Here is a 19,592-nt window from a genome sequence, read left to right as displayed (position 1 = left end):
GCCACTTCGTGTGGTTCAGGGCAGCCACGGGCCCCGGAGCGCGAGTGGTCGAGTCGTCAGGATGCGCTGGATGCGCCCGCCGCGCTGGATGCACCCGCCGCGCTGGATGCAGCGCGCGCGTACTCGGGTGTGATGCGACCGAGCGCGCCGAGGATTCGTCCCTCGGCGAACCAGGCGCGGCGGCGTAGGACCGCGTGGGCGGCGATGTCACCGCGCAGGCGCGCGACCATACCCCTCGCGGAGAAGACGAGCAGGCGGATGACACCGCCCACGAGGTGCGCCCCGCGCAGTGCCACACGACGAGCTGCGGAGGGATGCCGCGTGAGCAGGGTCGTGCGCATCTGTCCCTGGGAGACCGTCCGGCGCCGCACGAACTCGCGGGACGTGCGAGTTACCGGCACCTCATCGCGGACGACGGAGTCCGCCGAGGCGACGATGGCGCCCCCGGCGGCGAGCAGCGCGCGCCCGAACAACATGTCCTCGCCGCCGGCGAGACCGAGGCTGGTGTCGAAGCGAACGCCCAGTTCGCGTACCTGTGCCGCGTCGACGAGGACATTCCCGGTCGCCAGTGCATCGAGGCGCTGCCCGGTGGTACGACGTCGACGCCGCATGAACCCCCCGGCGATGATCCACGGGTCGGTGCCCTCTGGCCAGACGTAGTCGACGTACCCCATCACCACTGCGGGCCGATCGGACGACCAGACCGAAAGCAGCGCATCCAACCATCCCGGTTGGGGGAGCACATCATCGTCCACCATCGCGACGAGCTCACCGTCGCGCGCCGCGTCGAGCGCTGCCTGCCGTGCGGCTGCGATGCCCGGCGTCGCCTCGGAGACGTAGTCGACACCGAGAGCGGAGGCTTCCGCTTCCGCCGATCGAAGCGGATCGTTGTCGACGAGGGCGATGCGGAGCCTGGCCCCCGCCGCTCCCGCGTTCTCACGGATGGCGGCGATGAGCGGTGGAAGCAGCTCTGTGCGACGGAACGTCGTGACGGCGACGAGAACGGGAGGGCTCTCGGCGGAGCGCGACGCGGTAGTCATTCGTTCAGTATGCCCCGCTGGGCTGCACCATGACCTTGGCAGTGCGCCACATGATCTGAAGATCGTTCATCACGGACCAGTTCTCGACGTACCGCAGATCGAGTCGCACGCTCTCATCCCACGAGAGGTCGCTGCGGCCGGAGACCTGCCAGAGACCCGTGATGCCGGGCTTGATGTAGAGGCGACGGAACACGGTGCCGTCGTACGCCGTGACCTCGCTCGGCAGCGGCGGGCGCGGTCCGACCACGCTCATGTCGCCGATGAGGACGTTCCAGAACTGCGGCAGCTCGTCGAGCGACAGCTTGCGGAGGATTCTGCCGACCCGCGTGACACGGGGATCGTCCTTCATCTTGAACAGGAGACCCGCGCCCTCGTTCTGAGCCTTGAGCGCCACCAGCTGCTGCTCGGCATCCGTCTTCATCGAGCGGAACTTCATGATCTTGAACGTGCGGCCGTCACGGCCCACCCGCTCCTGCGAGAAGAAGAGCGGTCCCGGGGAGTCCAGCTTGACCAGGATGGCGAGGAGGGGGGTGATCAGTGCGATCGGGATCAGAGCAACCGACGCGACAGCGATGTCGAGCGCGCGCTTGAGCACGTGCTGGCCGCCTTCATACGACGGGATCTGCACCTGGATCAGCGGGAGACCCTCGACGGGTGCGAAGGAGATCCGCGGACCCGCGACGTCGGTGAGACGGCTGGAGAGGACGAGCTCGGCGGCGGTGCCCTCGAGCTGCCAGCTCAGGTGCTTCACGAAGTCGGGCTCCCCGTCGGGACGGCTCGCCACGATGATCGTGTCGGCGCCGAGCTCGGCCGCGACCGTCGACACCGAGTTGACGTTGCCGAGGACCGGGAAGTGCGCGCCGCCGACCTCGACGTCGCGTGCATTGCCGTCGAGCAGCGTCGCGCCCACCACCTGGTAACCGGAGGCGCCGATCGGATGCAGCGTGCGGACGACGTATTCCACATCGTCCCTGTTGCCGACGACGAGCGTGCGCGAGGCGAAACGCCCCTGCGCACGCTGCGCCGTCAGCCAGTGCCGCCACGCCCAGCGGGTGACGAGCAGCAGGAGGACACCGAGCGGCAGGCCGACGAGCAGCACGAGCTGCATCGTCTGCCAACCCAGCACGACACTGAGCATGGCGATGATCCCGAACGCCAGCCCACTGGCGTGGACCACGCCGCGGTACTCGGTGGCGCTGGCACGGAACAGCGCTGCATCACGGGTATGCAGAGCGCTGAGCATCAGATACCAGAGCGTGGCCAGCGGGATGCCGCTGCGCAGGGCCTCTTCCCCTGCGACACCCGCCATCAGCTGGACCGCTGCTGTGATCGCGACCGCGAACAGGATGACCCCAGCATCCGAGATCCGCAGTCGCATCCGATAACGCCGCTCCCACTGGCGGCGTCGCTCCAGCGTCGCAGACACGCGCGGTGTGACCACCGTGCGTGTGAGCGACTTGGCGGCTCGCGGTGCGGCGATCGGCGTGAAGACCGAACCCGTGCGAGAGATGCTCAGGGCATCCTCGACGGAAGTCATGCCGAGGCCCCTTGAGCCGTGTATGTACGCAGAATTCCCCAGTGCGCCATGATTTCCCCAGTGTTTCCCCAGACCACGGACCCCACGTCCATGGCATCGTCTGCATCCCGACCCCTCGGGATTCCTGTTGCAACCGTGATCCCACATCACGGAGGTGCGATCACCGTCCCACACGGTGGCGCTGGCAGCAGGCACTGCAGACTTCGTTCACTCTAGCGGAAGCGATCGTTCAGCGGAAGGTAATTCACGCGACTGGACGAACTAATTTGCAGGGGTGTACTCGGCGGCCGAGAGACGCGGCTATCCTGACCGGCGTGAACTCCCTCTCCACGCCGCGTCTGCGTCTGACCCGCATGGTCCCACGGGACCCCGCCCAGCCCCACCGTCCCGCCAGCACCCTCGAGCTGTTCTTCGACCTCGTGTTCGTGGTGGCGGTGAGCATCGCCTCGGCGCAGCTCCACCACGCCCTGAGCCACGGCGACTTCGTCCACGGCATCACCTCGTACGCGATGATCTTCTTCGCCGTCTGGTGGGCGTGGATGAACTTCACCTGGTTCGCCACGTCCTTCGACACCGATGACTGGCTGTATCGGGTGACCACGATCGTGCAGATGGGTGGTGTCCTGGTGCTCGCGGCCGGTATCCCCGCCGCTTTCGAGCACGGCGACTTCCGGGTGCCGGTGATCGGCTACATCGTGATGCGCGTCGCGATGATCGCGCAGTGGCTGCGCGCCTCGCGCGCTGCGGGCGAGCTGCGCTCGGCGGCACGGCGCTACGCGATCGGCATCGCCGTGGTCCAGGTGCTGTGGATCATCTTCCTCATCGTGCCGTCGGGGCCGCCGCAGATCGTCGCCTTCGTGATCTGCGCGCTGCTCGAGATCAGCGTCCCGGTGTTCGCCGAGTACCGGAGGCAGACGCCGTGGCACCCCCATCACATCACCGAGCGATACGGACTGTTCACCCTGATCGTGCTGGGTGAGAGTCTGCTCGCCTCGGCGAACGCCATCATCGACGCGAGCCACGAGCTGGAGTCGTTCGTCCCTCTGATCTCCATCTCCGCGCTCACGCTCGCGGTCACGGCGTCGCTCTGGTGGATCTACTTCTGGGCCCCGCACCACCGCGCCATCACGACCTTCGCCTCCTCGCTGCGCTACGGGTACACCCACTACATCGTGTTCGCGGCGGCCGCCGCGTTCTCGGCCGGTATCGAGGTGCAACTCGACGTGCTGACGGGGGTGAGTCACCTCTCGAACGTGCAGGCGTCGTTCACCGTGACCATACCGATCGCCATCTTCCTGCTCGGGATCTGGTGGGTCGCCATCCGGGCGAACGCGGACCGGGTGGTCAATACCGTGGTCCCGCTCGGTGCCGTGGTGGTGCTGCTGGATGCGGCGCTGCCGATCCCGGTCGCGATCTCGGCACTCGTGCTCATCGCGATCGTGGTGGTCCTGGTGCTGCACCCGCCGGTGGAGAGGCGCTCATAGGCGGCGCATAGCGCGGACAGGGGGCGTTGATCGACTCGACGGTCAGCATGGGATCCACGCCCGAACCGCGAGAGGAACACGATCATGAGCCGGATCCCCGAACCCGTCCATACACCGGAGGGTCCCACCTACGAAGGTCGACTGCTCGACCGCGTCGATGAGGAGGTGGTCGATCAGGGCGCCGCATTCGACATCCGCACCGTGATGACCCGGCGGGGGATCCTCTCCCTCGCGGGCCTCGGCGTCGGTGCGTTCGTGCTGGCGGCGTGCACGCCCGCCGCCAGCGCCCCCTCGGTCGACGGCGGATCGTCAGCGACGCCCGGCGCCGGCAGCGCCGCCGGCTCGGAGAGCACGGCCGCAGGAGAGATCCCCCAGGAAACGGCAGGGCCATACCCGGGAGACGGCTCGAACGGCCCGGACATCCTCGAGCGGTCGGGTATCGTCCGTGCGGACATCACCACATCGATCGACGGCTCGGCGACCGCCGACGGCATCCCGCTCGAGATCGAATTCCAGGTGCGCGACCTCGCGAACGACGGTGCGCCGCTCGCGGGCGTCGCGGTCTACGCCTGGCACTGCACGGCGCAGGGCGAGTACTCGATGTACTCCTCGGGTCTCGAGGACGTCACCTACCTCCGAGGGGTACAGGTGTCGGATGCCGACGGGAGAGTGGCTTTCTCGTCGATCTTCCCCGGGTGCTACGCGGGCCGCTGGCCCCACGTCCACTTCGAGGTGTATCCGGACGTGGAGGCGATCACCGACTCGGCGAAGGCGATCGTCACCTCGCAACTCGCATTCCCGGAGGATGCCTGCTCGGCGGTGTACGCGGATCCACGCTACGAGGGTTCGGCCCGCAACCTCGCGCAGATCAGCCTGTCGAGTGACAACGTCTTCGCAGACGACTCCGCCGCACTGCAGCTCGCCACGATGACGGGAGACACGGACAGTGGGTACACGGCGGCCCTGGTGGTCGGCGTCGACTGACCCTGAGCGAGGCAGACCGGTGCGACAGGCCCCCTCGCACGGGATCTGCTAGACTGAGTGCGCACCGTGTGTTCTGGCCCCCCTCTAGGCCGCCTCGGAGCCACTGATCAGGGCCATTACGGACCACGCACATCGATGCGCGCGGCATCCGCCCTCGATCTCACCGTTTTGCGGGTCGCGACAACGCGCGCCCGTCACACAGCAATGAGTATCAGCATGACCACGACCACATTTCCCTCCTCCGATCCGTTGACCTGGAAGCAGGCCGACACCGACGTGCACGTCGCGACCAGGGCTGGCGAGTTCGCCGGCTTCATCGAGTTCGACGGCACCGTCCACCTCGTCCGCGACCAGCGCGGGACGGCGCTCGGCTCCTTCGCCTCTCTCGACGAGGCCCGCGCGGCACTCGAGAGCGTGCCGGAGCGCCGATCATCGACCTTCTCCTTCCGCCTGCCGCGCGGACTGTCGCGTCGTCCGCGGCGAGCGCGCGCCTGACCGCCTCCTGTGACCTCACACAGAGTTGTCACAGAGTCGGAACGTATTCCCCACAGCGCATGTGCGGCGGGTTAGCCTGAGGTAAGCGTTGGGCGATCTGCCTTGGGCTTTCCACAGCTCAAGGGCTCCAATCGACAGGAGAGCAACATCTCCATTTCACAGGTCGAAAAGACCGCAGCCACGCTCGGGCCGGTGCGCCAGACGTATTCCGGCAACGCAGAGATCCCGCCGATGACCCACGCCTACAAGCAGGTGTCCCAGGTCGTCCGCGAGACCGGACTCCTGCAGCGCGCCGGCTGGTTCTACATCTTCGTGGGTGCAGGCCTCGCCGTCGCCCTCGGGGGCGCCATCACCGGCTTCATCCTCCTCGGCGACAGCTGGTTCCAGCTCCTCATCGCCGGTGCGCTCGGCATCATCCTCACGCAGGTGGCCTTCCTCGCGCATGAGGCCGCGCACCGCCAGATCCTGTCATCGGGTCCGGCGAACTTCCGCCTCGCACGCATCCTCGCCGCCGGTGTCGTCGGCATCAGCTACTCCTGGTGGGACTCCAAGCACACCAAGCATCACGGCAACCCCAACCAGGTGGGCAAGGACCCCGACATCGAGGTCGACACGATCTCGTTCCTCGAGACGGATGCCGCGCAGTCGCGCGGTCTCATCCGACTGATCACGCGCAAGCAGGGCTGGCTGTTCTTCCCGCTGCTGACTCTCGAGGGCCTGAACCTGCACTTCCTGGGCATCAAGCACCTCGTGACGAGCAAGAAGGCCAAGGGGCGCTGGATCGAGCTCGGCCTGATCGCGCTGCGCTTCGCCATCGTGCTCGTCCCCGTCTTCCTGATGCTGCCGCTCGGCATGGCGTTCGCCTTCATGGGCGTGCAGCTCGCCGTCTTCGGCGTGTACATGGGCGCCTCGTTCGCGCCGAATCACAAGGGCATGCCGATCATCGACCCGAGTGCCCGCCTCGACTTCTTCTCGAAGCAGGTGCGCACGTCGCGCAACATCCGCGGCGGATGGTGGGCCACGTGGCTCATGGGCGGTCTCAACTACCAGGTCGAGCACCACCTGTTCCCGAACATGCCGCGCCCGCACCTGTCGAAGGCCCGTGAGATCGTCCGCGATTACTGCACGGCCAACGACGTGCCGTACACCGAGACGAGCCTCGGACGCTCCTACGCGATCGTCATCGAGTACCTCAACCGCGTCGGGCTCGCGGCCCGCGATCCGTTCGACTGCCCTGCGGCATCGCAGTTCAGCCGCGCCTGATCCGACATCCTCTGCTGGCGGCATCCGTACCGACAGACGAGAACGGCCCCATCCTTCGGGATGGGGCCGTTCTCGTGTGCGATGACCTCAGCGCGACGTCTTCTCGTCGGCCTCGACCACCTCGATGGTGATCTTCCCGTCGATGGTCTCGTCGTCGTCGAGGAGCTCGTCCTCGAGTGCTTCATCGCCGCGGAACTCCTCTGAGGGGGAGTCGTCCTCTGCCGTGTCGTCCTCGACGGCTTCAAGGCCGACGACCTCGACCTCGGCGTCGTCGTCGTCCGCGACCGTCGCGACGGCTCCGAGCGCCGTCGCCTCGTCGCTGAAGATGCCATCGGGGCGGATCAGCTCACGCACCTCCGCCATGAAGCTGGCGAGCTGCTGCTGCTGCCAGCGCAGCTGGCGGGCGTGGTCCTCGGCGTCGCGCAGCACGGTCGAGGTGTGGTTGGTGACGGAGTCGACGATCTTCTGCGACTTCACGCGGGCGCGATCGAGGGTGTCGCGGGCGCGCACCTGAGCATCCGCTTCGATCGTCTGCGCCTGCGAGCGCATCAGTCGCTCGTAATCGTCGGCCTTCGCCGAGATGCGCTGTGCGTGCTCGAGCGATGCGGCGACCTGCTCGTTGGCGTCGGTGGTGATGCGCTCCGCGTGCGCGACGGCCTGATTGTGCAGCACGAGGAACTCCTGCTGGGCGTCGTCCTGACGGCGGGTGAGCGTCTCCTCGAACTCGAGGACGCGGGCGTTCATCTCGCGGACCTCACGTTCGGCGTCTGCACGCAGCTGCGTCGTCTCGCGCGTGACGAGGGAGCGCAACGCGGCGGCGCCCTTCTCCGCCTCCGTGCGGATCGCCGTGGCCTCCTGCGTCGCCTGGTGGACCTTCTCGGCGGCGTGGGCGGCCTCGCGCTCGAGGGTCGCCTGGTGCGCGGTGTACTCGGTGTCGATCTTCAGGCGCACCTGGTCGGCGTCGTGCTGTGCCTGAGCGATGATGCGGGTGACGTCGGCGTCAGCTTCCGCGCGCTGCGTCGTGACCTCTTCGCGAGCGGCGGCCATCAGGCGATCGGCCTGCACGGCGGCGTTCTGGATCAGCACGTTCGCCTGCTCCTCGGCGACACGCAGGATGGCCTCGAACTGCTCGCGCGACGGGGCTTCCTGGCCGTCGGCGCGGGGGGTGTCGACGAGCTCGTTGGTCAGCGTCGCGACCTGCTGCTCCGTCTCGGCCGCCTTCGCCTTGAGGGCGACGAGCTCGGCCTCGAGCTCGTCGCGAGCGGTCCGCTCCTGCTCGCGCAGCTCCTCGACCGCGTCTTCGTGGCGAGCCTCGGTCTCGGCGAGATCCGCCTTGGCCTGCTGCAGCTGATTGCGCAACGCGCTGAGGGCGGAGTCGACCTCGGCCTTGTCGTAGCCGCGGAAGGACGCGGTGAAGCCGGACTGCTCCCGAGGCGTCTCTTCGATCAGCTTGTCGAAGAAGTCGGGAGTCCGGTCGTTGTCGGGGGAAGCACTCATGGGTCAGCCTTTCCGGCGCAGGTCACAGGGACTGAGACTGTGAGGTGAATGATGCCGCCGCATGCCGGCTGCGAGCGAGTCGGTGCGTCGTCGGCAATACCACAGCCTACTTGCGACGGCAGGGAGATGTGCACCCGATCTCATCATCCGGGAATCGGTACGCGGCATACAGCTCGACCGCGGTCAGACGATGTTCCACCGCTCGGTCTCGGGGTCGCGACGGTGGGCCGCCGCGGGGCCGTCGTGTGCGGTCAGCCCGCGAGCGACCGCGGCTTCGGAGACACGGGTGCGCAACTCCGCCCAGGAGGCCGAGGTGTTCGGCATCCCCAGGTACTCGCGGAACCCGTCGAGCTGCAGACGTGTGCCCTGCGGATCGTCGACGAGCCGCGCCACGGCATCGTCGGGCTCGACGAAGCGGATGCCGTAGCGGCCGTCGGAAAGGGGGCTGAATCGGCGTGGCTGCTGCAGCGCGACCGTGTCGACGAGCTCGCGCACCGTGGCTTCCGGTGCATGGACGACGATGGTCCTGGACAGCTCGTCGAGGATCGCGCTCCGCCGACCCTCCGCGTACCGCTGACCCGCCCTGTCGCCGGCGGATCGGCTCGACCTTCGGATCCATCGCGGCAGGAAGACGGCGAGGACGAGGACGGCCGCGATCACGACGACGAAGAGCAGTGCGTTGTCCACGCCTCCAATGTAGAGCGCTCGGTCGACCGGGTCATGCTGGTAGGAATTTCGCTATGGGGCTATATTCAAAAACATGACGATCATCCACAGCGTCCATGCCCGGCTCCGCAGGCGTCTGCTGATCAGCTATCGGGTGGATCCCCGCGTGGCGGCGACCCTTCTGCCGACCGGTTTCCGCCCGCAGATCGTCGACGGCGCAGCTCTTGCGGGGGTGTGCGTGCTCGGTCTCGAGTCCATCAAGCCCTTGGGCATGCCCGGTCGCGCTGGCCTGCGCTCCGAGAACGCCGCCCACCGCATGGCAGTCGAATGGGATGGAGAGCACGGCGTCGAGAGCGGGGTCTTCATCTTCGAGCGTCACAGCTCCGCATGGCATCCGGTGCTCTTCGGAGGGCGATTGTTTCCCGGCGTCCACCGGAGGGCGCGATTCCGCGTCGAGGAGTCCGCCGACCGCTACGCGCTGACCATGGAAGCAGGTGGGCACAGCATCCATGCTGATGTCGAGGTGGGAGGGGAGTGGTCCAGCGGGTTCTTCCCCTCGGTGCAGGAGGCATCCGACTTCTACCGCTCCGGAAGCGTCGGCTGGTCTCTCGGACGCGATGAGCGTCGTGCCGAGGCGGTGACGCTGACCGCCGAAGGGTGGAACGTCGAGGGTGCCCGAGTGCACGGCTTGCGGTCCTCCTTCTTCGAGGCCCTGCCCGAGGGCGCTGCCGTGTTCGACAGTGTCGTCGTGATGCGGGATCTGCCCGTGGTGATGTCCGACGGTCGGCGCGGACGGAGCTGATTCTGATCTTTTATGCGGATGGATGCTTGCAGATCACGAGTCATTCCATACGTTTGTATTCATGAACCAACCGAATCGCCGTCCGGGGACAGCTGTGCACCGCCTGTCCCGACTCCTCGCGGGAGTCGTCGCGGCGATCGCCGTCGTCGCGGGAGTCCTCGTTCCACCTCCCGCCGCGCAGGCCGCTGCGGCCGAGGGCATCTTCGTCATGCCCGTGAGCGGGCGTGTCGCACATCTCGTGAAGGGGTGTCCCGCGGGAAGCCGCCCGACTCACGAGGGCGTCGACATCAACCTCAACTCGAATACGCCCATCTACGCGGCTGCAGGCGGGACCGTGACGACCGCCACCAACTCCAACGCCACGAGCGGCTACGGCTCGCAGGTCGTGATCACCCACCCCAGTGGACACACGACGCGGTATGCCCACATGGTCTACGGCTCTCTGGCTGTGAAAGTGGGGGCGGTCGTCCCTAGGGGGACAGTCCTCGGTCGAGTGGGAAGCACCGGGAACAGCACGGGGCCTCATCTTCACTTCGAGATGTTCCGCAACGGAGTCAATGTCACGAACAGATACTTCATCTGCGGTCAGGTGAATGTCACGGCGCTTGCGCCTCTCGAGCCTCGGCCGTCCAAGCCGGTCAACGCCGACTACAACGCCGATGGCAAGGCCGACATCCTCGGCGTGTCCAGTGCGGGGCGGATGACCGCGTACAACGGGAACGGCAAGGGCGGGTGGGCCTCAGTCGCCCTCGGTTCCGGCTGGGGAACGACGCGACTCATGGTCCACGGAGACTTCAGCGGAGACAACAGGGGCGACTTCGTCGCAGCACGCACCGATGGAAGCCTGTGGCTCTATCGCGGAACGGGAGGCAACCGCTTCGCCGCGTCACAGATCGGGCGCGGCTGGAACGGCCTGACGATGATCTCGGGGGGAGCTGACTACAACAGCGACGGCATCGCGGATCTCGTCGCAGTGGGAGGCGACGGGTACCTGTACCTGTATGCGGGCACCGGCGGGGGAGGTGTCACCGCAGCGGGGACCATCGCCCAAGGGTGGGCCAACAACGACGCGATGGTCGCGGGCGACTTCAACGGCGACGGCGCCGGTGACATCATGGCCAGAGACAAGGCGGGGAAGCTGTTCTTCTACCCGGGGAACGGGTCGGGCGTCGGCGCGCCGACGCAGGTGGGCCAGGGGTGGAGCGGGGTGACCGCTCTGACAGGTGGTGCCGACTACACCGGCGACGGGCGACCCGACCTGCTGGCACGAGACTCGGCCGGCTCCCTCTGGCTCTATCCGTGGCTCGGATCCGCATTCGGCGCCCGCACCAAGGTGGGAAACGGGTGGAACGTACACCGGCTGATCCTGTGATCCTGGGCGACCAGCATCCTGCGCATGCGACATAGCAGTCGCCAACCCCCGAGTCAATGGTCAGGCCCCGATGAGCGTCGTCGGCGCCCCCGCCATACGCTGAGAACACGACGAGCCGCGATCATCGCCGCTCTCCGTCGGTCGAACCGGATGGTGCCTCGAGTTCTCTCGGTCTTGAGTACCCATGGGGGTGGGTGCGCATGCGGACCTTCTCATCGACTGCTCCGGTCCTCCCCGTTCGGGCGCGGGAGGACCGGAACCTCTTCCGGCACCGCGTCCTTCGGCTACTTCAGCGAGAGCATCCTGCGCACCGCACGCACTCCCGCGTTCGCGCTGCGCTCGCGCATCGCCGACTCGAGCTCCTCCAACGACTCCCGCGTGTTCACGCGCGGCTCGTCGAGGTAGAGGTCGCGGAACACGAGATACCAGAAGTCGGTCAGCATCAGCCGGTACAGGTCGTTGAGTGCTCTGTCGGTGAGGAACTCGAACAGCGCGACGTGGGCCTCGATCCAGCCTCCGCCCGACTCCACGGAGTCGATGGCGTCGCGGATCAGCTCGCACGCGATCACGAGATCCTGCTCTGACAGCGCGAGCGCCGCCTCGCGGATGATCTCGCCGCCCTGCGATGCCGCGAACTCGCGAGTGATCCGCGAACGCTCATCGGTGATGTCGGTCACCATCGAATAGCGGTTGGCGTGCACCTCCATGAGGCCCGCCCTGGCGAGGCGCTGCACGGCTTCGCGCACGGGCGTGCGGGTCACGCCGAGGTCGTCCGCGATCGCCTTGTCGCTCAGCTTGGCCCCGGGCGCGTACGTGCCGTCCGCGATGGATGTGGCGAGGCGGCGGAAGAGCTCCTCCGGCCCGAGGTTCCGCTGCGCCCCAGACGCCGCGGGTTGATCTAGTCCCATACCGGCATACTAGGCGCGGTTTCAATGTGGATGCATGAATCCGGGGGTGAAACTTTCGACGTCCTCGATGAAACCGCGACCTTGACAGCAAACTGAGCGTGCTCATAATAGAGTTCAATCTTTTTTCGAGACCCACCGGAGGGCCCCCATGGTCAACGCATTCCACCGCACCCCGATCACCTCGTACACGAAGCAGGCAGGCGCCCGATGAGAGCGTTCGTCCTCTCGAAGTACAAGACGCCCGTCCGTGAGGCGGACGTGTCGGAGCCGGTCGTCGGTGAGCGCGACGTACTCGTGCGCGTGCAGGCCGCAGGGGTGAACCAACTGGACGTGAAGATCAGCGCAGGCGAGTTCGCGCCCATCCTGCCGTACCGGCTGCCGATCACTCTGGGGCACGACCTCGCCGGCACCGTGATCCGGGTGGGTGCGCGTGTCCGTGGATTCGCCCCCGGTGACGAGGTCTATGCGCGCCCGCGCGATCACCGCATCGGGACATTCGCCGAGCGCATCGCCATCGACGAGAGCGATGTCGCTCACAAGCCGGCGGCTGTCTCGATGGAGGAGGCCGGGTCGCTGCCGCTCGTCGCGCTCACGGCGTGGCAGGCGCTGGTCGAGCTCGGCGATGTGCGCCCGGGGCAGAAGGTGCTCATCCATGCGGGAGCCGGAGGTGTCGGCTCGATCGCGATCCAGCTCGCGAGGCATCTCGGTGCCGAGGTCGCCACGACGGCCAGCGCTGCGAACGCCGAGTTCGTCCGTCTGCTGGGCGCCGATCACGTCATCGACTACCGGTCCCAGGACTTCGAGGAGCTCCTCAGCGGGTACGACCTCGTGCTGGACAGCCTCGGGGGCGAGAATCTCGAGAAGTCGCTCCGGGTCCTGCGCCGCGGTGGCAGGGCGATTGGGATCTCGGGCCCGCCGACGCCTGCGTTCGCCAGGCAGGCGAGGCTGAACCCGCTGGTGCGCCTGGCCATCGGTGCGCTGAGCCGTCGCATCCGTTCTCAGGCGAAGCGGCTCGGGGTCGACTACTCCTTCCTCTGGATGCGCGCCAGCGGTGAGCAGCTCGGCCGGATCGCCGACCTCGTCGACGGGGGCAGCATCCGTCCGGTCGTCGGTCGTGTGTTCCCGTTCGACGAGGCGGAGGCCGCGCTCGACTCGCTGTCGGCGGGCGGGTTCCGGGGCAAGGCCGTCATCGCCGTTCCGTGAGCGATGCCGGCCGATCGGGACACCGCGGCGCCCCGATCGGCCGCTCGCCCGCTAGCGGACGCTCTGTCCGAGCTGCGGGTACAGCGCCTCGAGAGGGCCGCTCAGAGCGGCTTTGACCTGGATCGACGTCTCGTCGGCGAGGACTTCGAACTCGCCTGCCTCGGTCGCGTCGAGCACTGCGGCGACCAGCGCGGCGGGATCGAGCTTCGGGTCGGTGACATTCGCCGCCATGGCCGTATCGACATAGCCGACGTGCACGCCGACGACGTGCACACCGGCGGGGGCGAGTTCGATGCGCAGCGAGTTCGTGGCCGACCACAGTGCGGCCTTGGTCGCGCTGTAGATTCCCGCGACCGCGAACCAGCTGAGGGCGGAGTGGATGTCGATGATCGCCGCGCCAGGGCGCCCGGACAGGAGAGGGGCGAACGCCCGTGCGAGGAACAGCGGTCCCAGGAAGTTGGTCTCGACGTTCGCGCGGATCTCCTCGTCGGTGTGCGAGAGGATGCCGGGGCTGGACACCGACGCTCCGGCGTTGTTGATGAGGACGGAGACGTCGGAGGCAGCGGCGGCGGCCGCGGCGATCGAGGCCGGGTCGGTCACGTCGAGCGTGAGGGGGACGATGCGCTCGTCATCCCAGTCGCGAGGGGTGCGGGCGGAGGCATAGACCTTCGCCGCACCGCGGGCGAGGGCCTGGTTCACGAAGTGCGAGCCGATGCCGCCGTTCGCGCCGGTGACGAGGACGACTGCTCCTGAGAGTGCGGGCATGATGTGAGCTTTCTGTCGAGTCACTTCGGCAGCCCCGCCGGCCGGGATCGGCCGGCGGACGCGTGAAAGAATGAATCCGATTCTCACTCGCGCGATAGTGACTATTCTCATAACTGAGCTTGATCAGTATTTGTTCCCAGGAGGACCGATGTCGCTCGATGCCACGCCCCTCGGACGTCGCGAGCGCAACAAGCGCGACAAGCTCGAGCGCATCACCGCCGCCGCGGGGGAGCTGTTCGCCGCGCGCGGGGTCGACGACGTCACGACGCAGGAGGTCGCCGATCGAGCGGACATCGGCACCGGCACGCTCTTCCTCTACGCCCGAACGAAGGGCGAGCTGCTGCTGCTCGTGCAGAACTCGATGTACGCCGAGGCCATTGATCGCGGCCGAGCGGATGCCGCCGGCATCGACGACGTGGGAGCTGCGGTCCTGGCCGTCGTGCGACCGGTCGTGGAGTGCAACCGCAAGCAGATCGACAACGGTCGGACCTACCTTCGCGAGATCGTGTTCGGGGATCCCGAGGAGCCGCACCACCGGGATGCGCTGGCGCTGACGGCGCAGACCGAGGAGGTCGTCGCCGAGGTCATCGCGCGCGCGAGCGGCGTGGATCCCGAGGTCGCCCGCGCCCGCGCCCGCATCGTCTCGGCCGTCATGTTCCTGACGATGGCCGCCTCGATCAACGTCCACCTGTCGGTCGACGAGGTCGTCGAGGAGATCGCCGGCCAGCTGCGCACGCTGCTCGCCGCCTGAGGCGTCGGAGTGTCGGCGACCGGCTCCGCGTGATCTAGTTCTGCGCAACGAACAGCGCGGCGCCTGCCTGCGCGGAGGTGAGCAGGTTGTCCTTCGGGAGCGAGGCGCCGTCTGTGATCGCGCCGATCCAGGTGTCGGTGTCGGCCACGGCGGCGAAGTTGGAGTGCAGAAGTGCCATGAGCGTCTCGTGGACGGTGCGCGCATCGACGTGACCAGCGGCGTTCGCGATACTGATCGCACCGGTCGCGTCGGACAGCACCTCGACCTGGATGCCGTGCATCTCGGCGTCCGCTGCGGAGGCGATGATGCAGTTGTTCGTCATGTAGCCCGCGAGGGTGACCGTGTCGATCTCATGGCGACGTGCCCAGTCGACGAGGTCGGTGCCGGCGAAGACCGAGCTGAACCGCTTGGTGATCGGCGTCCAGTCGCTCGTTCGACGGGCCTCGATGTCGGGGTGCAGGGCGAAGCCGACGGTCGTGGGGTTGAAGACAGGAGCGTCATCACCCGCGGTGTGCTGGACGACGACGACCGGCACACCGTCCGCAGCGGCCGCGTCGATGGCAGCGGTGACGCGGGCGAGCGATCGGTCGACCGGAGGGTGCTGGATCGTCAGCGGTCCATCGAAGTACTCCTGCTGGATGTCGACGAGGACGAGGGCGCGGTTCGCGTCGGTCATGGGTGCTCCTTCGATCGGGGCCGCGAGTGCGGCGACTCCTGCCAGTCTGCTGCGCGTCGGCGTCGGGGGCCATTGGCACGGAGGCGGCGATACGATGAAATCAGGCCATCGAACAGAGGGGTGCGGATGAAGATCGCGATCTATGCCTTCGATGGCGTCACGATGTTCCACCTGTCCGTCCCACAGATGGTGTTCGACGAAGTCCGACGGCAACGACTCGGCGAATGGGAGAGCATCCTGTTCGCCGATCGCGCCGGTGCCGTGCGGACAGCCGAGGGGTACACCCTGAGCGGGGTGCAGGGACTTGAGGCGACATCCGACGCAGATCTGATCGTGATCCCATCCTGGGGGGACGGGGGCACGGCCTGGGATCCCGCTGCGCACCGAGCGGTCGTGGCCGCGCACGGCCGAGGTGCTGCGGTGGCCGGTCTCTGCCTCGGTGCCATCGCGGTGGCCGACCTCGGGTTGCTCGACGGGCGCAGCGCCGCCACTCACTGGAACGCCGCCGACAGGCTGGCCCGCGCGCACCCCGACGTCGTGGTCGACGCCCGAGTGCTCTACATCGACCACGGGGATGTGATGACGTCGGCCGGCACTGCATCCGGGCTCGATGCCTGCCTGCACGTCGTCCGATCCCGCCTGGGCGCCGAGGCGGCGAATCAGGTCGCGAGGAGCCTCGTGGTCGCGCCCCATCGCCAAGGCGGTCAAGCACAGTACATCCAGCGTCCGGTGCCGCGGGGTGCCGCCGACGATCCGATCGGGGTCGCGACAGCGTGGGCGATGCGGAATCTCGCTCACGACCTCGCCGTCGACCGACTGGCGCAAGCCGCTCGCATGAGTCGCCGGTCCTTCGTGCGCGCGTTCCGCGACTCGACCGGCACGACGCCCGCCGCATGGGTGCGTTCTCGACGACTCGATGAGGCTCGACGCCTGCTGGAGACGTCGAGCCTCTCGGTCGACCAGGTCGCTGCGGCGTGCGGCTTCGGGAACCCGGTGACCCTGCGTCAGAACTTCGGCACCGCGTTCGGATGCACGCCGTCGGACTACCGACGGCGGTTCGACGCGCGCCCCTGACGGCGTCAGTCGTGCTGGCCCCAGAACGCGTCCTCCGCGGGCGCGTCCTCGGAGAAGAGGTGCACCTCGACGATCTTCCCCTCGCGCACGGTGAGCAGGTCGACGCCGCCCATGTCCATCGAGATGTCCGAGCGTCGGCCGGAGAACCGCACGGGTACGGCGACGAGCTCGCCGTTGACCATGGCGGGGCCGGTGACGGCGAGGGCAAAGGTGCCGGCAGAGATCTCCATCATGCCGCCCAGCAGAGCGCCGACGCCCTCGATGCCGGTGTGCACGCCGGAGAAGCGGTGGGCGCCCGGCTGGTGCCAGACGACGTCCGGGCTGAACTGCGCCATGACGGTCGGGATGTCGCCGCGGCCCAGGGCGTCGAAGTACGTGCGGGCGATGGTGGCGGGGTTGAGGTCGGTCATCATTCTCTCCTTCGGTGGTGGTGACATAATGGTTACATTCGGTAACCTGTTACCTCAACGTAACTAAGGGAGGCGGTTTCGATGGATGATCCGGTCTGGAATGTGATGCTGCCCACGTGCCCCTCCCGGACATCGCTCGCCCGGGTGGCCAACAAGTGGACAGCGATGATCGTGATCGCGCTGAGCGACGGCCCCGCTCGGTTCGGCGCGATCCGCGAGCGCGTCGGTGGGATCAGTGCGAAAGTGCTCGCGGACACCCTCCGCGACCTGGAGCGCGACGGCCTCGTGACCCGCACCGCATACGACGAGATGCCACCGCGGGTCGAGTACGACCTGACGGGGCTGGGGCTCACGCTGCGGGAGCCGCTGACCGCTCTCGGCCGCTGGGCTGAGGGGCACATCGAAGAGGTGCTCGCTGCGCGAGACGAGTACGACCGCCGGTGAGGCGGCGGGGCCGGGTCGAGTGGTGGGCGTGGCGCGTTCCGGCACCATCAGGAGTGTGCGCTATAAGTCACTTCCTCTTGTGTGCGTTATAAGTCACATATATAGTTGTGCGTTATAAGTCACTTGCGAGGTGGAGATGGAAGTACGCGCTGCGTCCGACTTCGGGGCCCTCGTCGCTGAGCGTCGCGAAGGTCTGAGTATGTCTCAAGCTGAGCTCGCGCGCCGCGCCGGCGTTACTCGCGAGTGGGTCGTGCGCTTGGAGAACGGGTCCACGACCGTCACGCTCTTCCGGCTCATGCGCGTTCTCCGGGAACTCGGCCTCGTCGTCGACGTCAGCGAGGTCGACGATGGCGAGTGAACTGTTCGCGTATCTCGATGGCACCGCGATCGGCGTTGTCGAACAGTCGGCTGGCGGCGCCTTGTCCTTCACCTACGACACCGACTACCGGGCCCGACGTGGAGCCACGCCGCTCTCACTCTCCCTGCCGCTTGTGCGCGCCGGGCACAAGAACAAGCCGGTGCGCGCTTTCCTGCAAGGGTTGCTTCCCGACAGCACGGGCCGGCTCGCGGAACTCGGACGCGAGTACCGTGTCAGCGCCAGCAATCCTTTCGCGCTGCTCTCGCACATCGGTCGTGACGCGGCCGGTGCGGTGCAGCTGCTTCCGCCCGGTGAGGCGAGCGCTGACGCAGCCGAACGTCATGGCGATGTGAGAGAACTCACCGATACCGACTTCGCGGAGCTCGTCGCGGACCTTGTCCGCAACGGTGACACTTGGGGGAGGCGTACGGATGACGCACGCTGGAGTCTTCCCGGTGCGCAACCGAAAGTCGCGCTGTTCCGCACCGAGCAGGACCGATGGGCGGTGCCGCAGGATTCGACACCGACCACGCACATACTCAAACCAGCGGTCGCACCCTATCCTGACCATCACATCAACGAGTTCATGACGATGGCCGCGGCGCGTGAGTTGCGGCTTCACGTCGCTGACGACTTCTTGGTGACCACCGAACGTGGCCACGCGGTGTTCGTCTCCACGCGCTACGACCGCCGGCTCGAAGACGGACGTTGGCATCGCCTCCATCAGGAGGACCTCTGTCAGGCGCTGAGCGTGCCGCCGGATAGGAAGTATCAGTCCGAGGGTGGGCCAGGAGTCGCAGCGATTGCCCGCCTCATCAACTCCCTGCCTGACGCCGAAGACCGACGAAACAACGCACGACAGTTCTACGAGGCTCTCGTGTTCTCGGTGGCGTCTCTCGGTACCGACGCGCACGCGAAGAACTACTCGCTTCTGCTGCGGCGCGACCGTGCCACGCTCGCCCCGCTCTACGACCTCGGCAGTTTCGCTCCGTATCTCACCAGGGGCGGCAGCAGCCCGAAGCTGGCCATGTCGATCGAGGGCGAGTACAACGTCGGGCGGATCGGCGTCGATTCGTTGGTCAGGGTGGGGGCGCGGATCGGTGTCGACCGCGATTGGGCTGAGGCGCGCGCCCATGAGATCACGGACGGCATCGTGATCGCCTACGCGGCGGCGGCGGATGCCGCGCGAGCGCAGCTGGGCGACGACCCTTTCGTCGGGCGGATGGTCGACAGCATCCAGGAATACGCGTCATCACGTGGGTGGAGCGCGTGACGACCGGCACAAGTCGCCGGGAAAAGCGGAAACCCCCGCCATGTAGAAGCTAGGCGAGGGTTCCTAAGGTGACTGTAATGATCACCCTGTGGCTCCGACGGGCGTCGATCCCGTGACCTCACGATTTTCAGTCGTGCGCTCTACCAACTGAGCTACAGAGCCGTGCGACCGGCGAACCTGTCGCATCTAGACGAAAGGCCCTCTTCGAAGAAAAGGGCCCGTCGCTTAGAGCGACCCTGACGGGACTTGAACCCGCGACCTCCGCCGTGACAGGGCGGCACGCTAACCAACTGCGCTACAGGGCCATACTTGTTTTCAATTGTATCGGAAGGAGTGACCCCAACGGGATTCGAACCCGTGCTACCGCCGTGAAAGGGCGGCGTCCTAGGCCGCTAAACGATGGGGCCGAAGTCAGTCCCAGGGGACTTCCTTGCCGACGCTCAAGCATAAGGGAAGATCCGAGCAAAACGCGAATCGAGGGCGAGCCTGCTGCCTCCCGGGCGTGTTCAGGAGGACGATGGACTCGTATCGCTGTGCTCGCTGATGCTGTCCGCCACCTGGTGCGGATGTGAAAGAAGTTGTTAGTGTGG

General features: G+C 67.2%; 20 protein-coding genes and 3 tRNA genes. 12 read left to right on the top strand and 11 right to left on the bottom strand.

What is annotated here, in order from left to right:
• Window positions 1-56: 56 nt before the first annotated feature.
• Together ACESK8_RS00185 and ACESK8_RS00180 are read right to left on the bottom strand one after the other, a co-directional pair.
• On the bottom strand, window positions 57-1,040 hold the full coding sequence (locus tag ACESK8_RS00185) for a glycosyltransferase family 2 protein (RefSeq protein WP_372966765.1): 984 nt from the start codon (window positions 1,038-1,040) through the stop codon (window positions 57-59).
• 4 nt (window positions 1,041-1,044) lie between these two features.
• Window positions 1,045-2,577: a sugar transferase gene (locus tag ACESK8_RS00180; RefSeq protein WP_372966764.1), complete on the bottom strand. Its 1,533-nt coding sequence runs from the start codon at window positions 2,575-2,577 to the stop codon at window positions 1,045-1,047.
• Window positions 2,578-2,930: 353 nt separating this feature from the next.
• Between ACESK8_RS00180 and ACESK8_RS00175 the strand changes: the two genes are divergently transcribed.
• From ACESK8_RS00175 to ACESK8_RS00160, 4 genes are all read left to right on the top strand, one after another.
• Window positions 2,931-4,061 (top strand): low temperature requirement protein A, encoded by a 1,131-nt coding sequence (locus ACESK8_RS00175; RefSeq protein ID WP_372966973.1) that lies wholly within the window; start codon window positions 2,931-2,933, stop codon window positions 4,059-4,061.
• 84 nt (window positions 4,062-4,145) lie between these two features.
• Complete coding sequence (locus ACESK8_RS00170) at window positions 4,146-5,045, top strand: intradiol ring-cleavage dioxygenase (protein ID WP_372966763.1); 900 nt, start codon at window positions 4,146-4,148, stop codon at window positions 5,043-5,045.
• A gap of 216 nt (window positions 5,046-5,261) precedes the next feature.
• On the top strand, window positions 5,262-5,540 hold the full coding sequence (locus tag ACESK8_RS00165; RefSeq protein WP_372966762.1) for a hypothetical protein: 279 nt from the start codon (window positions 5,262-5,264) through the stop codon (window positions 5,538-5,540).
• Window positions 5,541-5,687: 147 nt separating this feature from the next.
• The gene (locus tag ACESK8_RS00160) at window positions 5,688-6,803 is read left to right on the top strand and encodes a fatty acid desaturase (protein ID WP_372966972.1); all 1,116 of its coding nucleotides are present in this window, start codon (window positions 5,688-5,690) and stop codon (window positions 6,801-6,803) included.
• Window positions 6,804-6,890: 87 nt separating this feature from the next.
• Here the strand turns inward: ACESK8_RS00160 and ACESK8_RS00155 are convergent, their stop codons facing one another.
• Both ACESK8_RS00155 and ACESK8_RS00150 read right to left on the bottom strand, forming a co-directional pair.
• The gene (locus ACESK8_RS00155; RefSeq protein ID WP_372966761.1) at window positions 6,891-8,300 is read right to left on the bottom strand and encodes a cell division initiation protein; all 1,410 of its coding nucleotides are present in this window, start codon (window positions 8,298-8,300) and stop codon (window positions 6,891-6,893) included.
• A gap of 183 nt (window positions 8,301-8,483) precedes the next feature.
• Window positions 8,484-8,987 (bottom strand): hypothetical protein, encoded by a 504-nt coding sequence (locus tag ACESK8_RS00150; RefSeq protein ID WP_372966760.1) that lies wholly within the window; start codon window positions 8,985-8,987, stop codon window positions 8,484-8,486.
• 73 nt (window positions 8,988-9,060) lie between these two features.
• Between ACESK8_RS00150 and ACESK8_RS00145 the strand changes: the two genes are divergently transcribed.
• Window positions 9,061-9,768, top strand: a complete 708-nt coding sequence (locus ACESK8_RS00145) for a DUF2071 domain-containing protein (RefSeq protein ID WP_372966759.1) — start codon at window positions 9,061-9,063, stop codon at window positions 9,766-9,768.
• A 61-nt stretch (window positions 9,769-9,829) separates the two neighbouring features.
• Window positions 9,830-11,140 (top strand): peptidoglycan DD-metalloendopeptidase family protein, encoded by a 1,311-nt coding sequence (locus ACESK8_RS00140; protein ID WP_372966758.1) that lies wholly within the window; start codon window positions 9,830-9,832, stop codon window positions 11,138-11,140.
• A gap of 284 nt (window positions 11,141-11,424) precedes the next feature.
• Here ACESK8_RS00140 and ACESK8_RS00135 read toward each other — a convergent pair whose 3' ends face one another.
• The gene (locus ACESK8_RS00135) at window positions 11,425-12,048 is read right to left on the bottom strand and encodes a GntR family transcriptional regulator (protein WP_372966757.1); all 624 of its coding nucleotides are present in this window, start codon (window positions 12,046-12,048) and stop codon (window positions 11,425-11,427) included.
• Between the two features lie 207 nt (window positions 12,049-12,255).
• Here ACESK8_RS00135 and ACESK8_RS00130 point away from each other — a divergent pair, with 207 nt between their 5' ends.
• Window positions 12,256-13,251, top strand: coding sequence for an NADP-dependent oxidoreductase (locus tag ACESK8_RS00130; protein WP_372966756.1), 996 nt, complete (start codon window positions 12,256-12,258; stop codon window positions 13,249-13,251).
• A 51-nt stretch (window positions 13,252-13,302) separates the two neighbouring features.
• On the opposite strand, the gene ACESK8_RS00125 is transcribed toward ACESK8_RS00130, so the two are convergent.
• Complete coding sequence (locus ACESK8_RS00125) at window positions 13,303-14,016, bottom strand: SDR family oxidoreductase (RefSeq protein WP_372966755.1); 714 nt, start codon at window positions 14,014-14,016, stop codon at window positions 13,303-13,305.
• A gap of 148 nt (window positions 14,017-14,164) precedes the next feature.
• On the opposite strand from ACESK8_RS00125, the gene ACESK8_RS00120 reads away from it, so the two are divergent.
• Complete coding sequence (locus tag ACESK8_RS00120) at window positions 14,165-14,767, top strand: TetR/AcrR family transcriptional regulator (RefSeq protein ID WP_372966754.1); 603 nt, start codon at window positions 14,165-14,167, stop codon at window positions 14,765-14,767.
• A 34-nt stretch (window positions 14,768-14,801) separates the two neighbouring features.
• Here ACESK8_RS00120 and ACESK8_RS00115 read toward each other — a convergent pair whose 3' ends face one another.
• Window positions 14,802-15,443 (bottom strand): isochorismatase family protein, encoded by a 642-nt coding sequence (locus tag ACESK8_RS00115; RefSeq protein ID WP_372966753.1) that lies wholly within the window; start codon window positions 15,441-15,443, stop codon window positions 14,802-14,804.
• A gap of 126 nt (window positions 15,444-15,569) precedes the next feature.
• Between ACESK8_RS00115 and ACESK8_RS00110 the strand changes: the two genes are divergently transcribed.
• Window positions 15,570-16,517, top strand: coding sequence for a GlxA family transcriptional regulator (locus ACESK8_RS00110; protein WP_372966752.1), 948 nt, complete (start codon window positions 15,570-15,572; stop codon window positions 16,515-16,517).
• Between the two features lie 5 nt (window positions 16,518-16,522).
• Here the strand turns inward: ACESK8_RS00110 and ACESK8_RS00105 are convergent, their stop codons facing one another.
• Entirely contained in the window at window positions 16,523-16,927 is a 405-nt protein-coding gene (locus ACESK8_RS00105; protein WP_372966751.1) for a nuclear transport factor 2 family protein, read from the bottom strand.
• 81 nt (window positions 16,928-17,008) lie between these two features.
• Between ACESK8_RS00105 and ACESK8_RS00100 the strand changes: the two genes are divergently transcribed.
• The 3 genes from ACESK8_RS00100 to ACESK8_RS00090 all read left to right on the top strand — a co-directional run bounded on the left by ACESK8_RS00100 (window position 17,009) and on the right by ACESK8_RS00090 (window position 19,002).
• Window positions 17,009-17,371, top strand: coding sequence for a winged helix-turn-helix transcriptional regulator (locus ACESK8_RS00100; RefSeq protein ID WP_372966750.1), 363 nt, complete (start codon window positions 17,009-17,011; stop codon window positions 17,369-17,371).
• A gap of 136 nt (window positions 17,372-17,507) precedes the next feature.
• Entirely contained in the window at window positions 17,508-17,729 is a 222-nt protein-coding gene (locus ACESK8_RS00095) for a helix-turn-helix domain-containing protein (RefSeq protein ID WP_372966749.1), read from the top strand.
• The gene (locus tag ACESK8_RS00090; protein ID WP_372966748.1) at window positions 17,719-19,002 is read left to right on the top strand and encodes a HipA domain-containing protein; all 1,284 of its coding nucleotides are present in this window, start codon (window positions 17,719-17,721) and stop codon (window positions 19,000-19,002) included. Before ACESK8_RS00095 ends, ACESK8_RS00090 begins: the two co-directional genes overlap by 11 nt.
• A gap of 89 nt (window positions 19,003-19,091) precedes the next feature.
• Here ACESK8_RS00090 and ACESK8_RS00085 read toward each other — a convergent pair.
• From ACESK8_RS00085 to ACESK8_RS00075, 3 genes are all read right to left on the bottom strand, one after another.
• Window positions 19,092-19,164: transfer RNA gene (locus tag ACESK8_RS00085), tRNA-Phe, on the bottom strand.
• Window positions 19,165-19,233: 69 nt separating this feature from the next.
• Window positions 19,234-19,307, bottom strand: a tRNA-Asp gene (locus ACESK8_RS00080).
• Window positions 19,308-19,336: 29 nt separating this feature from the next.
• Window positions 19,337-19,409, bottom strand: a tRNA-Glu gene (locus ACESK8_RS00075).
• Window positions 19,410-19,592 lie beyond the last annotated feature (183 nt).

Source organism: Microbacterium sp. (genome assembly GCF_041641055.1).
Lineage (GTDB): Bacteria > Actinomycetota > Actinomycetes > Actinomycetales > Microbacteriaceae > Microbacterium.
The sequence above is the reverse complement of the archived record's forward strand: the minus strand, read 5'-3'. Positions and strand labels throughout refer to the sequence as shown.